Origin of the sequence: Ornatilinea apprima (genome assembly GCF_001306115.1) — a bacterium.
Taxonomy (GTDB): domain Bacteria; phylum Chloroflexota; class Anaerolineae; order Anaerolineales; family Anaerolineaceae; genus Ornatilinea; species Ornatilinea apprima.
In genome coordinates this window covers 160,170-173,962 of the sequence record NZ_LGCL01000019.1, presented here as the reverse complement: position 1 = coordinate 173,962, position 13,793 = coordinate 160,170, and the positions used below count along the sequence as shown (strand labels likewise).

Here is a 13,793-nt window from a genome sequence, read left to right as displayed (position 1 = left end):
ATGAATAAGACCTGGTTTGTACTGAAGAATGAGTTTATTCGCATTGTAACCCGCCGCTCGTTCCTCCTGGCGCTGGTGCTGATCCCGCTGGTTTCTTTTGTGGCGATGTGGGCTGTTGGTAAGCTGCGCGGAACAGAGGCGGAGAACACCATTGCGAATGTGTTTAGCGATGAGGGCAACCTGCCCGAGATGGAAGGGTATATTGATTTCAGCGGACTGTTGAAGGAGGAAGACCCGGACTTGCGGGAGCGGTTTGTGCGCTACGAAGACGAGGAAACCGCTAAAGCGGATTTACAGGCCGGCAAGATTGCGGCTTATTATGTGATCACGGCTGGTTATGTGGAAACGGGAGAGGTGTTTTATTACCGCCCGGATTTCAACCCACTGGCGGCGTTTGACGAAGCATCTGGCTTGCGGGCCGCATTACAGAGCAGCCTGGCCGCGGAAGACCCGGTGATCGCGGAACGATTGGCGAATCCATTGGTGCTGGAGCGCAAGTACCTCAAACCGCAATCGCAGCGGGATGAAGACAATTTGATGACCTTCTTCCTGCCCTATGGTGTAACGATGTTGTTCTATGTGATGGTGATGTCGTCTTCCAGCACCATGCTGAACAGCATTTCGGATGAAAAGCAGAACCGCGTGATGGAAATTCTGCTGTCTTCAGTGCGCCCCATACAACTGCTAACCGGTAAGATCATCGCATTGGGTTTGGTTGGCCTGCTGCAGTCGGTCGTTTGGGGCGGGGCGGGCCTGCTGCTGCTGCGCCTGGGCGGACAGACCTTTAACCTGCCGGAAGAATTCCAACTGCCGCCGCAGATTTTGGTCTGGTTTGTAGTCTTCTTTATTCTGGGATACGCGATCTATGCCAGTCTGCTGGGTGGCCTGGGCGCGCTGGTACCAAATATTAAAGAGGCGTCGCAAGTTACGTTTATCATCATGATGCCGATGATTGTGCCGCTGATGCTGATCAGCGCGTTGATCAACCGGCCAAACGCGGCCTTATCGGTGTTTTTAAGCCTGTTCCCGCTCAGCTCGCCGATGGCGATGATGACGCGCATGGCAGCGACGGATGTGCCTTTATGGCAGACGGGGCTGGCGGTAGCTCTGCTGGCAGTGACCTGCGTGCTGACAGTGCGCGCTTCGGCGGGTATGTTCCGCGCGCAGAACCTGATCGCCGGGCAAAAAGCGGATGTGAAAACTTTTTTGCTGGCTTTGTTGGGAAAAGCCTGACGTGGTTGTGGAAAAAAATAACGCGGCGGCCTCTGTTATAGAGGCCGCCGCTTTTCGTGCCGCGCAATTGGCGATTATTGGGGAGGGAGAATGACCGAGTCTATCACGTGGATCACGCCATTGCTCGCGGCAATATCGGTGATGATGACCTGGGCTTCGTTGATGAAGACCTTGCCGTCTTCCACTTTGATGGAGACCGGCTGGCCCTGAACGGTGGCCGCGCTTTCCAGGTTGACCACATCGGCGGCGTATACTTCACCAGCCACGACATGGTAGGTCAGAATATTGGTGAGGGCCGGAATGTCCGCCAGCAGAGCTTCCACGGTGCCTTCGGGCAGCTTGGCGAAAGCGTCATCGGTGGGGGCGAATACAGTGAAGGGACCTGCGCCTTTGAGCGTTTCGATCAGGCCAGCGGCTTCCAGGGCGGCGGCCAGAGTGGTGAAGCGGCCGTCGGCTACGGCGGTGTCGACGATGTCGCGGGGCTGTAGAACCGTGTCGATGACATGGATCACGCCGTTGGTTGTAACGATATCGGCGATGATCACCTGAGCGTCATTGATCATGACTTTCTCGCCATCGATCATGATATTCAGTTTCTCACCAGCCAGGGTGTCGGCATTGCTGAGGCCAGCCACGTCGGCGGCTTTGACAGAGCCTTCTACCACATGGTAGAGCAGAATGTTGCTGAGGGTTGGAATGTCGGCCAGCAGAGCTTCCACGGTGCCTTCGGGCAGTTTGGCGAAAGCTTCATCGGTGGGGGCGAAGACAGTGAAGGGACCTTCGCCTTGCAGGGCTTCCACCAGGTTGGCGGCTTGCAGAGCGGCAGCCAGGGTGGTGAAGCGGCCATCTTTGACAGCGGTTTCAACAATGTTGCCTGGGGTCACGACGGTGTCGATGACGTGTATCACGCCGTTGCGGGCGGGGATATCGGTGATGATGATCTCGGCGTCATTGAGCATGGCTTTGCCTTCCATCAATTTCACCAGCAAGGACGATCCCTGAGCGGACTCGAGAACCGGCATGGCTAACACGTCTTCAGCGTAGTACTTACCGGGCACAACATGGTAGAGCAGAATGTCGGAAAGGGCGGGAATGTCGGCCAGCAGGGCTTCGATCGTGCCTTCGGGCAGCTTGGCGAAAGCGTCATCGGTGGGGGCAAAGACGGTGAAGGGGCCTTCGCCTTTGAGCGTTTCCACCAGTCCTGCAGCCTGTACGGCGGCGACCAGGGTGGTGAAGCGGCCATCGGCAACAGCGATGTCAACAATATCGGCGGGCGGCAGGATGACCGAGTCAATCACATGGATGACACCGTTGGAAGCTTCAATATCGGTGATCAGCACTTCGGCATCGTTGATAAACACTTTTCCGTCCATCACTTTGATGCGTACATCGATACCGGCAGCCGTTTCTGCGGATTTCAGCTCTACGACCTGCTCAGCCATCACCGCGCCAGGAACGACGTGGTAAAGGAGAATTTCGGAGAGGGTGGGAATGTCGGCCAGGAGAGCTTCGACAGTGCCTTCGGGTAGTTTGGCAAAGGCGTCATCGGTGGGGGCGAAGACCGTGAAGGGTCCCTCGCCAGAGAGCGTCTCGGCCAGTCCGGCGGCCTGTACGGCAGCAACCAGGGTGGTGAAGCGTCCATCTTCTACGGCAATATCCACAATGGTTTTGGGGGCTTCGGTGGGCACCGCGGTCGGCTCGGGCGCCTGGGTGGGAGGAACGGGGGTAGGCTCGGGCATGGGGGTGGCAGCCGGAGCACAGGCAGCCAGCACCAGGGCGGCTACCATCAGTACAGAGAATAGCGAGAACAGCTTTTTCATGGGTAACTCCTTTTCAATTCTTTTATCGGGTAGGTCCTGTTTGTTGTTCAGGTTATTGATCACAATAATACCTATTCGTATCATCTTTGTCTAATTAAAATCGTTTCTATGTATAAGGTTTATAAAGTGTTTTTGTCATTTGGATAACCAAAAAAAACCCTGCTCTATTTTGAGCAGGGTTTGTGAACTGGAAAAACCTGAAACCGGCTTAAGCGGGTTCGGCCTCGGCAAGAGGCGTGGCCGCTTCTTCTGTCCAGTCTTGGTTATCTGCGGTTTCTTCAGTCTCCGGGCTGGCGGATTGGCCGTTGAGGCGGAAGCGCTGCACCGTGGCAAGCAGGTCGCGGGCCATGCCGGTGAGGTCTGACGCTGCGGCGGTAACCTCTTCAGCCTGGGCGTTAAGCTCTTCGGTGGAGGCGGATACCTCTTCAACAGCGGCGGAGTTCTCTTCGCTGACGGCAGCGATGGTCTCGATGGAGAGGGATACTTCGTCGGAACCAGCGGCCATTTCTTCTGATGAGGCGGTGTTTTCTTCCACCACTGCCGAGACGTCGTCCATGATGCTCACCAGATTTGCGGCGAGGTTTTTCATTTTTTCAGCAGTGAAGGAAACCTCTTCACCAATCATCTTCAAACCTTCCGACGCGCCCAGAATTTCACCCAGGGCCTGTTCGGACTGGGCGGAGAGCTTGACGCCGTTTTCCACCTCTTTGGCTGAGCGATCCATGGCCTGAACCGAGTCTTGCACCGATTTTTGAACCTGTTTGATCAGCGTGGCGATCTCGCGGGTGGCGGAGGAAGAACGCTCGGCCAGTTTGCGGACTTCGTCGGCAACAACAGCAAATCCTTTGCCGTGTTCGCCGGCGCGGGCAGCTTCGATGGCGGCGTTGAGCGCCAGCAAATTGGTTTGCGAGGCGATGTCGTCGATGGTTTCGAGGATATTGCCGATTGATTCGGACATTTTGCCCATTTCGCGCACTTTTTCGGCGGAGAGCTGCACCTGTTCGCGGATTCGGTTCATCCCTTCGATGGTTTGGGTAACCGATTCGGCGCCGGCCTGGCTCTTTTCGGAGGCAGCGGAAGCAGCCATAAATTGTTGTTGTGAGGCATCGACGACCCAATCGATGGTTGAGCTGAGCTCTGAAGTGGCGGCTGCGGCGCGGGAAATGGCCGCGGCCTGTTCCTGAGCACCGCGTGCCACGCCTTCGATCGAGCGTTTCATCTGCTCAACCGAAACAACCGTTGAGTTAATCGAATCGCCTTGCTGGCCGATGCCGCGCGCGACCTGTTGAATAGTGGAGGCGATTTGATTGGTGGCCACGCTGGACTGGTGAGAGGCTGAGGCGACATCCTCAATTGAGCTGACCATCGCTTCGGTGTGGTCTTTCACTTCACCGACCAGGCCGCGCAGTTCGCTGACCATCTGGTTTAACGCGATTCCCAGCTCATCCAGGTCGGATTGGGGCTGAATGCTGACGCTGAGATCTCCGGCGGCAACCTGGCGTGAGCGGTCGGCCAGCACCTGGAGGTAGTCGTCTATGAGAGAAATAAAAGAGCTGCCGATTTTCCCAAATTCATCGCGGCGGTTGGTGATGGCGGCACGGTCTTTTTCTGAAAGATCGCGGTTCAGGTCGCCTTTGGATAGGCGCTGGGCGATGGTGGTGATCAGAGAAATGGGCCGGTTGATACTGGTAACAATGGCCGCACCTGACGCTACTGACACCGCCAGGCTAGCAATCACAACCAGCAGAAGCATAACGCGGGTTTGGGCTACACTCTGGTTGGAGAGCTCAGCCGCGTTGCTGAAATCGGATTCGGTGCTGTCCGACATTTCTCTGGCAGCCGCCTGGATGTTTAATCCAATGGGGAACAGGGTGTCGTAGATCAGGTTTTGCTGGACGTCTGAGCTGCTTTTGACGTCTTTGAACCCGGTATTGTACGAATCCACCGAGTCCATCACCTGCTTTACCAGCTGGCGTTCTGATTCAGAGGTAAGAATTTCATTCAGGTTCTCAAAACTCTGCTTTGCCGCGTTGTACATTTTGGTGTACTCGAGGTAATTCTCGTCGGTGCGGTTGGAAAGGTAGCGCAGCGCCGAGGCTTCCATGCTGGCAAAGGAATTGTACATGATGCTGGTGAGGCGCTGTTCGGCAAAGCGTTCGTTGCGGTAATAACGGTCTTCAATTTGCGCCAGGCGGGTGTATACCAGCTTACTATCCACTTCAAGGACGGTATCGATGGCGGTGCGGCGTTCAACCAACAGGTTGTGGATGCCTTTGACATAGCGGTAATACTCATTGATGCCGTTTTTGATTTGCTGCAGCAAGACCAGCCGGTCTGAGTTGCGGATGGTGCTTTCAGCTTCGTTGAGGAGGCCTTCGTAGGCGGTATAGGCGTCTATAAAGACCTGATACTTCTCTTCGTCTTCGGTTTGAATATACTCGAAGGCTTTGAGCTGAACATTGGCAATTTCGCCGGCCAGCCGCTCGGCCAGGCGCTGCTCGGCGGCGGTTTGTTCGGATAGCGATTTTACGGTGTCGGAGATTTGAGCGTTGCGGAAGATGCTCAATCCCCCAATGAGCAGAATCATCAGCATTTGGAGGGTGAAACCCACAATGACTTTGGTGCTGACTTTCCAATTGTTCCAAAAATTCATGGCAGCTTTGGTCTCCTGTGTGGAATTGAGTGTGTGTTAACAGCCTGCAAACCAGGGCATGAATCGCAAACAATAATCGATCTGGTTTGATTATCGACCAAAACAATAAAAGGTTGAGTCTTTTGGTAATGAAATTATTACTACTGACAAGATAGCATCCCGTCCGCAGGGATGCTTTCAAAATTTATATTTCTTTATCCCGCCTGGCGGGGAGCCGAGGCGGCCAGCACTTTTTCAAGATCGAGGAGGATAACAATGCGCTCATCGGTTTTGGCAAGGCCGCGAACATAATTCGAGTCGAGCGACACGGTGATTTGAGGGGTGAGGTCAATGGCCGACAAAGGAATTTGCGCCACTTGCGTAACCTCATCCACCATCAGACCGGCGTTGAGATCGCCCGCTTTGATGACGACGACGCGAGTATTGTCGTCAAGGCTGGCGGAATGCAGGCCAAAGCGCAGGCGCAGGTCAATGACGGGCAAAACGGTGCCCCGCAGATTGGTGACGCCGATAATGTGCTTTTTGGTGTGGGGCACGGGGGTGATGGCCTGCGGTTTGATAATGCCGTCGACTTTGTCGATTTTCAGGCCGAAGAATTCATTGGCCAGGCTGAAAATGACAAGCTGTTCCACGGCGTCGTCGAGCTGCGAAGACAGCTGCTCGGCGCGCGCGGCGCTCTGCGGCTGGGCGGGGACTGGTTTCTCGGCTGGCGCGGGCGCAAGCTCGGGGGCAGGCGCGGGGGCTGGATTGGGTTTGGCCGGAGCTGGCGCGGGGGGAACAGCCGCAGCGGTAGGTGGATCGGCTGGTTCGGCTGCCGGGGCTGCTGGCTGGGTTTCGGCCTCGGCAGGTTTGGGTTCGACCGGGGCGGCCTTGGGTTTGGGCGCGGTCTTGCGCGGCGCTTTGACAGGCGCGGGTTTCTCGATAACCGGCAGATCTTCCACGGCCTGGGTTGAAGAGAAGAGGCTGTCGAGAGCAGCTTTCATTTTGGAGGGTTTTTTCATGTTATCCTTCCGATGATCCAATCCACTGCAGGTATTCGCCGGCAGCCTGAAGGTACTGCTTGCTGGCGCGGGTGGAGGGAGCGTATTGGAGCAGAGGCTCACCGGTAACAGCGCACTCGCGGACGCGGGTATCGACGCCAATGATGGTTTTGAAGATGCGCCCGTTGAAGTTTTGCTGGAGGCGGTTGAGCATTTCTCGCGTGATGGTGTTGCGCTGGTCGTACATAACGGCCAGAATGCGGTATTGGAGATGGGGGTTGGTGCGCTGGTGAACGGCTTCGATGGTCTCCATCAGGCGCATAATGCCCCAGGCAGCCAGGTAATCGGGCTGGACGGGAACGATCACCTGATTGGCGGCGGTGAGTGCCATAATGGTGAGGGGGCCGAGAGAGGGAGAGCAATCCTGAAGAACGAAATCGTAGCCCGCCGCGAGCGACTGGAGATGGTTTTTGAGCAGGTGTTCGTAGCCGGTCTGCTCGGGGAGGTGATGTTCCACCACCGCCAGGCGCGGGTCGCCGAGCGCAATGTCGAGACCGGGCAGGCTGGTGGGGTGGATGAGATCGGCGGGGGAAAGCTCGCCGGAGGATGGCGACGTGTCGAGCAGGTCGGCGATGGATTCATCGTTGAGGTGGACCGCCTGGCCGAGCGCGACGCTGAGGCTGGCCTGAGAGTCGAGATCGACGAGCAGAACGCGAGCGCCTTTCTTGACAAGCGCAGCGCCAATGGAAGCGCAGGTCGTCGTTTTACCGACGCCGCCTTTCTGATTGGAAATGGCAATGGTTTGAGTCATAAGGTCTGTTGGTAGAGAAATGAATCGATTCGATTATGCCTTGTCTATCATACGGCGAAGCAGGCCGCAGGTGGGTAAATTTGGGATAAGGGGAGTGTAAAGGGTGCGTAAAAAAGGGCGCGGTTGGGTTGGGGGCGATCATTGACAGGGATCGGCGCAAGCGGATATAATACGGTAGGTTAAAGAAGAGCACGCCCCCGTAGCTCAATGGATAGAGTACCTGACTTCGAATCAGTTGGTTGCGCGTTCGAGTCGCGCCGGGGGCGCCTAATTATTTAAGCGTTCGAGCCGCGGTCTTTTGCAACTGACAGGTTGTTTGCTACCCTCAGAGAGACGCACGTTTTTTGTTGTTTTTCTCGAATTATGCAAGACAATTCAGAGGGGTATTACATTAGGGCGTAGGCGGTGTAATGGCATAATTCCTGTCTGAGAGCCGTGCAAAAAATTTTTGGGGGTCAAAGAAGTTATTTATAGCCGAATTGAATGTTGTGGATATAACGGGAGAATTCCAAATGTATTTTGGAGTATTTCTGATATTTTTACTATTTCCAATTGGGATCATAAGTATAGTTAACCCGTTGTATATAGCTGTTTCAATCATGAAATCTATAAAAATTTTCTTTTATCAGGTTACAAAGGAAAAATTTTTAACACCAAGAAATCGTAAGATGTTTGAGTTGCTAGACAGCAGCCCAAAATCATTCGCTGAAAAATACCCTTTATTGATGGTTGAAGTAAGAATAGGTGGGATTATTGGAATTTGTATGGCTCTTGGTCTTACCTGTATGTTGGTTGCAACTATCTTTGAGTAAAGAATCAATGAGCCGTTAAAGCAAGAAATGTCTTAGAACAGAAAATCTAACAAGAAAATACCAGAGAAGGTCTGCTGAAAAATATTCGAATTAATTATTCTATATTGGGTAACTGACTTAATGAGTTCGAACTCAATATAATACTGCTTATACTGCTCGACCATCTAATGATTTTGGAAAATGATAAGAGAAACCAGGTAAACAATGCGAAATTACCAAACTTCATTGTTCTTCGCTCTGATAATTTGGTTTGATATTTTCTTGTTAACTAGTTGCGGCACAAGCAACATTGGAACTCCATCTAAAGGTTTGCCAACGGATCAAAGCCTGACTGAATTGCACACTCAAATTCCGCTTAATTATTCAATTCCAGTTGCAGCTTCTCCTGTTTCAACCAGTTTTGAAAAACCAATAATTTCAATTACCCCAAGTGAGACTCCGCTTCAAATCCTCGATGAGCAGTCGGCTCAACAAGAGATTATCAGACTAATGGAGACAAACGATGATTGCTCAAATAATTGTTTTTGGGGAATTGAACCTAAGAAGACAAATTTTGATGATGCGATTGAAAAACTTTTATCAATCGGAGGCGTTGGGTATGAACTAACTGCAGATTCCAATAGGTATTATTATTCGACAATTAGCGGTGAAAAACATAATTTGAAAGTGGAGATAACGCTATCGGAATCCAAAGGAATTGTATATCAAGTTAGCGTTGGAATCTCAGGTATCCATGCATCTGATATTTCTGGGGAAGATTGGCTTGCATTTCGGCCTGATCGTGTAATGGAGGCCAATGGAGTCCCCCAACAAGTATTTGTCATCATGTATGAAGGCCCAGAAGGCCGCATAAGTTATGATATGGCGTGGATGTATGATGAAATGTACATACAATACATTGGAAACCAGGTGATTTACAAGCCAGAGCACATTTTGCGTGCTTGCCCGCTTGAAGATCAAAACATACAACAAGTTCTAATAAATTACGGTTCTTATGATAAATACCAGTTCACAGATTGGATTGATCTGACACAATTGACTTCCTTGACGCCAACAGATTTTTTTGATGTTATCACCGGGAATGTTAATCAAGCCTGCTTTGATTTGGATTATTACAAGCTATTTCCCCAACAATAACAAGTAGAAAGTATGCTGAAAAACAATGAAATTAAAGAATTAGAGATATAGTTATATTCTTCGATTCAAATGATAATGAATTCCCCGATACCATCTTTGTCTCAGAAAAGAAATACGAGCTTCCGTGGTCTGGATATACAACCATTGAAATCACGGATTGGTAGTTTCTTATGCGCAATACGATCTACAGAATTTTGGTCACGTTATGAACGTAATTCGTTTTGATTTGAATATATCGACGGGTAATTACAATTTTTTCGATAAATGGCGATCAATTGAAAGTCCCAATGATTGATGGATGATTTCCAATTGCATTGAATAGAAGCTGACACCGACGTTACAGGCCTGTGATGAAAAGGATCGATTTTGAGAATGCCGCTTTAGTTCTTTGAAAGTTTTTATTTCACACTCCTAAGCCTTGCGCATGGTGCAGAGTGACCTTTTGTGATCCCCACGCGCCTCATTTGCACACCTGCCAAATAATCCTTTTCCACGCCTATTGATCAAAATTCCAAATTGTGTGTATAATCGACTAATTAAACTGTTTCCGTTTTAGTGAGAAAAGCAGGTGAACCAATGTGGCAGAAGTTAAATCCCCCCGAAGAAATTGCAGAGATTTTTAGAAGCGCGCCGAAGGTGGTGGTGGCCAGCACGCTGGATGAGCTTTTCGCTCTTTCGACTGGCACGCCCGATAATTCCTTTTATGAGGTGGCGTATGATGTGCCGGGTAAGGGACAAACGGTCGAGGCGACCGTGGCGCGGGTGCGAAATGGTATCGCGGTGAATTATGTTGAGCCGTATATGCGCCGCCGCGACCCCGATTCGCTGGTGGTGGGGGATGAAGACGCCACGGATAAGTTAACCTACAAGCAAATCTACGGTGAAGAGTTTGAGCCGGTGCGTGCCAGCGCGCTGGAGTGGCTGAAAGGCCAGGAGCTGGCGGTGTTCGCGTTTACGGCCGGGCAGCCAGGCATGGGTGTGGATGCGCTGGCGATTGCGCCATTGAACGCGGGCTTTTTCGCGCTGGGGCTGGCGATGCTGCAGGGCATTACGCCGGTGGAGGAACTCGACGCTGATTTTCAACCCAAGGCCGTTTTGTTTGTGGCGCCTCCCTTCCGGCATACGCATTTTAAGGGTAAGCAGATTGTGGTGCACAACCGCAGGCCCGATCTGTACGAGATTTTCTCGTTTAACCTTTACCCCGGTCCAAGCGCGAAGAAGGGTGTTTATGGCATTGTGATTGATATTGGCGCGCGCGAAGGCTGGGTGGCGCCGCACTGCTCGACGGTGGTGGTGGTTACACCTTACGATAACGCGATTGTGATTATGCATGAGGGGGCCAGCGGCGGCGGTAAAAGCGAGATGCTGGAGCAGGCGCACCGCGAGTCGGACGGGCGGCTGCTGCTGGGTGAGAATGTGATAACGGGTGAGAAGCGTTATGTAACCATTCCGCGCACCTGCGATTTGAAGCCGGTGACCGACGACATGGCGATCTGCCACCCTTCGCTGCAGCGCTATCACGGGCGTATGCGGGTAACGGACGCAGAGGACGCGTGGTTTGTGCGCGTTAATCATATTGACAGCTATGGGGTTGATCCGTCGCTGGAGCGCATAACCGCGCAGCCCAGCCAGCCGCTGCTGTTTTTGAATATTGACGCCGCGCCGAACAGCCGGGCGTTGATCTGGGAGCATATTCAAGACGCGCCGGGCAAGCCCTGTCCGAATCCACGCGTGATTGTGCCGCGCAACCTGGTTCCCAATGTGATTAAAGAACCGGTCACGGTGGATGTGCGCTCTTTTGGGGTGCGCACGCCGCCCTGCACGAAAGAAAATCCCACCTATGGGATCATTGGGTTGTTTCATATTTTGCCGCCGGCGCTGGCCTGGCTGTGGCGGCTGGTCTCTCCGCGCGGGTATGACAACCCGAGCATTGTGAGCGAAGAAGGCATGAGCAGCGAGGGCGTGGGTTCGTACTGGCCTTTCGCGGCGGGGAAAATGGTGCGCCAGGCGAATTTGCTGCTGGAGCAGTTCGATCAATTCCGACAGATGCGCTACATTCTGACACCCAACCAGTACATTGGGGCGTGGCGGGTTGGCTTTATGCCGCAGTGGCTGGCGCGCGAGTACCTGGCGCGGCGCGGTAATGCCAAGTTCCGCCCCGAACATATTCGCGCGGCGCGTTCGCCGCTGCTGGGTTACGCGCTGCACAATGTGCATGTGGAAGGCTATCAGATTCCACGCTGGTTCCTGCAGGTGGATACGCAGCCCGAAGTGGGCGTGGAAGCCTACGACCAGGGCGCAAGTATGCTGAGGGATTTCTTCCTGCGCTGTTTGAAGGATTTTAACCAGCCTGATCTCACGCCGCTGGGCCGGCAAATTATCGAATGCTGCCTGGATGGCGGCATTGTGAGCGATTATGAGGCGTTGATAAAGGCTGAGTAAGGTGGTAAGTTCAGTTTGAAGACGAACGTATTAACGGTTCATTCCCAAAATCCAGAACATGCTGTGATTGCAGAAGCCGCCCGGGTGATTCAGTCCGGGCGGCTGGCGGCCTTCCCCACCGAGACGGTCTACGGGCTGGGGGCCAACGCGCTGGACGTGCAGGCGGTGCTGCGCATATTCGCGGCCAAAGGGCGGCCCTCTCACGATCCGCTGATTGTGCATATCGCTGACCTGAGTATGCTGGAGCAGGTGGCGCGCGACGTTCCAGAAGAAGCGCGCCTGTTGGCCGAGCACTTCTGGCCGGGTCCGCTGACGCTGATTTTGCCAAAGCACGCCAATATTCCGGCTGAGGTAACGGCCGGCCTGGAAAATGTGGCAGTGCGCATGCCGGCCCACCCGGTGGCGCTGGCCTTGATCCGCGCGGCGGGTCTGCCGGTGGCGGCACCTTCGGCCAACCGGTTTGGGCACACCAGCCCCACTTCGGCGGCGCATGTGCTGGCCGACCTGGACGGGCGAATCGATTTGATTCTGGATGGGGGAAGCACGCAGATTGGGGTGGAGTCGACGGTGTTGGACGTGAGCCAGTCCCCGGCGCGTATTTTGCGGCCGGGGGGCGTTTCGTATGAGGCGCTGTGTGAGGTGCTGGAAAATGTGATGATCAACGGGCAGAAAGCCAGCCCCGACAACCTGCCGCAGCTTTCGCCGGGGATGCTGTCGCGGCATTACGCGCCGCACGCGGTGATGATTCTGTATGAAAGTGATGGTGACGCGCGGGTGTGCGCGGAGATGCAGGAGAAAGTAACCGGTCTGCTGGCGGAAGGGAAGCAGGTGGGGGTGATCTGCGCGGTGGAAGACCTGATCTATTTTGAGGGCACCAACGCGGTTGTGCGCCTGGTGGGTTCGGTTGAGCATCTGGAAGAGATTGCGCGCAACCTTTACCTGGCGCTGCGCGACCTCGACGCGGCCGGAATGGACTATATTGTGGCGCGAGAGTTTGGCAGTCAGGGAATTGGCCTGGCAATTCAAGACCGGCTGCGGCGCGCGGCGACGATTAAAGAGCAGCGGTAAGCCCTGAAACGATGATTATTGAGAAACCCCGCATAAGCGCGCGGGGTTTTTTTATTCACACACGCAGCCGGAGCCGTGTCAGAGGATTTCGAGATGAAACTGGCGGTACGGGGCAAGCTCTTCTTCGCTCAGGTCCCCGCTGGTTACGATATAGTTGAGCAAATCCAGGCCGCCCACCACAAAGGGAGCGGCAGTGCCGATTTTTTCGGCGGAGGCCAGCGCGGCAACTTCGGCGGAGTTGTCGGCCATGGCGCGCTGAATGCGCGACTCTTCAAAGTCTTGCAGGCTGATGCCTACCTCGGGGTGCAGGCTGCACACCCCCAGCAGGCACAGGTCGGCGCGCACCTGGCGCACCTGTTCGAGGGTTTCGGCGCCCACAGTTACCTGGGCATATTTGTAAAGCCGCCCGCCCAGCAGGATGACTTCCACACCAGGGTGTTCGGCGAGGGCAATGGCGGCATTGGGGTTGTGAGTGATGATGGTGGCCTGCAAGTTGGGGGCCAGAAAACCGGCCACCTGTGTATTGGTGGTGCCGCCGCCCATAAAAACCACCATGCCGTCTTGAATGAGCGCGGCGGCTTTTTTGGCAACCGTCATTTTCTGGTCGGTGATTTGCGAAAGGCGGGTTTTATAATTGACCAGGGCGGGAGATTTGCGCAGCGCGCCGCCATGAACGCGCTGGAGCAGGCCTTCGGCGGCCATCTCGCGCAGGTCGCGGCGGATGGTGTCTTCGGAGACGTTCAGCTCCGCTGAGAGCTGGTTGGCCAGCACGCGCCCGTCACGCTGCAGGCATTCCAGAATATATTGTCTTCTTTCGGCAGCCAGCATACTCACCTC

10 protein-coding genes and 1 tRNA gene are annotated in these 13,793 nt (G+C 54.1%); 6 read left to right on the top strand and 5 right to left on the bottom strand.

Annotated elements, in window-relative coordinates:
* Positions 1-1,233 (top strand): ABC transporter permease, encoded by a 1,233-nt coding sequence (locus tag ADN00_RS07665; RefSeq protein WP_075062373.1) that lies wholly within the window; start codon positions 1-3, stop codon positions 1,231-1,233.
* Positions 1,234-1,307: 74 nt separating this feature from the next.
* On the opposite strand, the gene ADN00_RS07660 is transcribed toward ADN00_RS07665, so the two are convergent.
* The 4 genes from ADN00_RS07660 to ADN00_RS07645 all read right to left on the bottom strand — a co-directional run bounded on the left by ADN00_RS07660 (position 1,308) and on the right by ADN00_RS07645 (position 7,497).
* On the bottom strand, positions 1,308-3,053 hold the full coding sequence (locus ADN00_RS07660) for a fasciclin domain-containing protein (protein WP_075062372.1): 1,746 nt from the start codon (positions 3,051-3,053) through the stop codon (positions 1,308-1,310).
* A 208-nt stretch (positions 3,054-3,261) separates the two neighbouring features.
* On the bottom strand, positions 3,262-5,706 hold the full coding sequence (locus tag ADN00_RS07655) for a methyl-accepting chemotaxis protein (RefSeq protein WP_075062371.1): 2,445 nt from the start codon (positions 5,704-5,706) through the stop codon (positions 3,262-3,264).
* A gap of 194 nt (positions 5,707-5,900) precedes the next feature.
* On the bottom strand, positions 5,901-6,707 hold the full coding sequence (locus ADN00_RS19505; RefSeq protein WP_082389971.1) for a chemotaxis protein CheW: 807 nt from the start codon (positions 6,705-6,707) through the stop codon (positions 5,901-5,903).
* A gap of 1 nt (position 6,708) precedes the next feature.
* Positions 6,709-7,497, bottom strand: a complete 789-nt coding sequence (locus ADN00_RS07645) for a ParA family protein (RefSeq protein ID WP_075062370.1) — start codon at positions 7,495-7,497, stop codon at positions 6,709-6,711.
* A gap of 193 nt (positions 7,498-7,690) precedes the next feature.
* Here ADN00_RS07645 and ADN00_RS07640 point away from each other — a divergent pair.
* The 5 genes from ADN00_RS07640 to ADN00_RS07620 all read left to right on the top strand — a co-directional run bounded on the left by ADN00_RS07640 (position 7,691) and on the right by ADN00_RS07620 (position 12,956).
* A tRNA-Arg gene (locus ADN00_RS07640) sits at positions 7,691-7,763 on the top strand.
* Positions 7,764-8,009: 246 nt separating this feature from the next.
* Entirely contained in the window at positions 8,010-8,309 is a 300-nt protein-coding gene (locus ADN00_RS07635; RefSeq protein WP_075062369.1) for a hypothetical protein, read from the top strand.
* 204 nt (positions 8,310-8,513) lie between these two features.
* Positions 8,514-9,446 (top strand): hypothetical protein, encoded by a 933-nt coding sequence (locus ADN00_RS19740; protein ID WP_152966287.1) that lies wholly within the window; start codon positions 8,514-8,516, stop codon positions 9,444-9,446.
* 576 nt (positions 9,447-10,022) lie between these two features.
* Entirely contained in the window at positions 10,023-11,888 is a 1,866-nt protein-coding gene (locus ADN00_RS07625; protein WP_075062367.1) for a DUF4914 family protein, read from the top strand.
* A gap of 15 nt (positions 11,889-11,903) precedes the next feature.
* Complete coding sequence (locus ADN00_RS07620) at positions 11,904-12,956, top strand: L-threonylcarbamoyladenylate synthase (RefSeq protein ID WP_075062366.1); 1,053 nt, start codon at positions 11,904-11,906, stop codon at positions 12,954-12,956.
* Positions 12,957-13,034: 78 nt separating this feature from the next.
* Here ADN00_RS07620 and ADN00_RS07615 read toward each other — a convergent pair whose 3' ends face one another.
* A complete protein-coding gene (locus ADN00_RS07615; protein ID WP_075062365.1) occupies positions 13,035-13,784 on the bottom strand; it encodes a DeoR/GlpR family DNA-binding transcription regulator in 750 nt (249 codons plus the stop codon).
* Positions 13,785-13,793 lie beyond the last annotated feature (9 nt).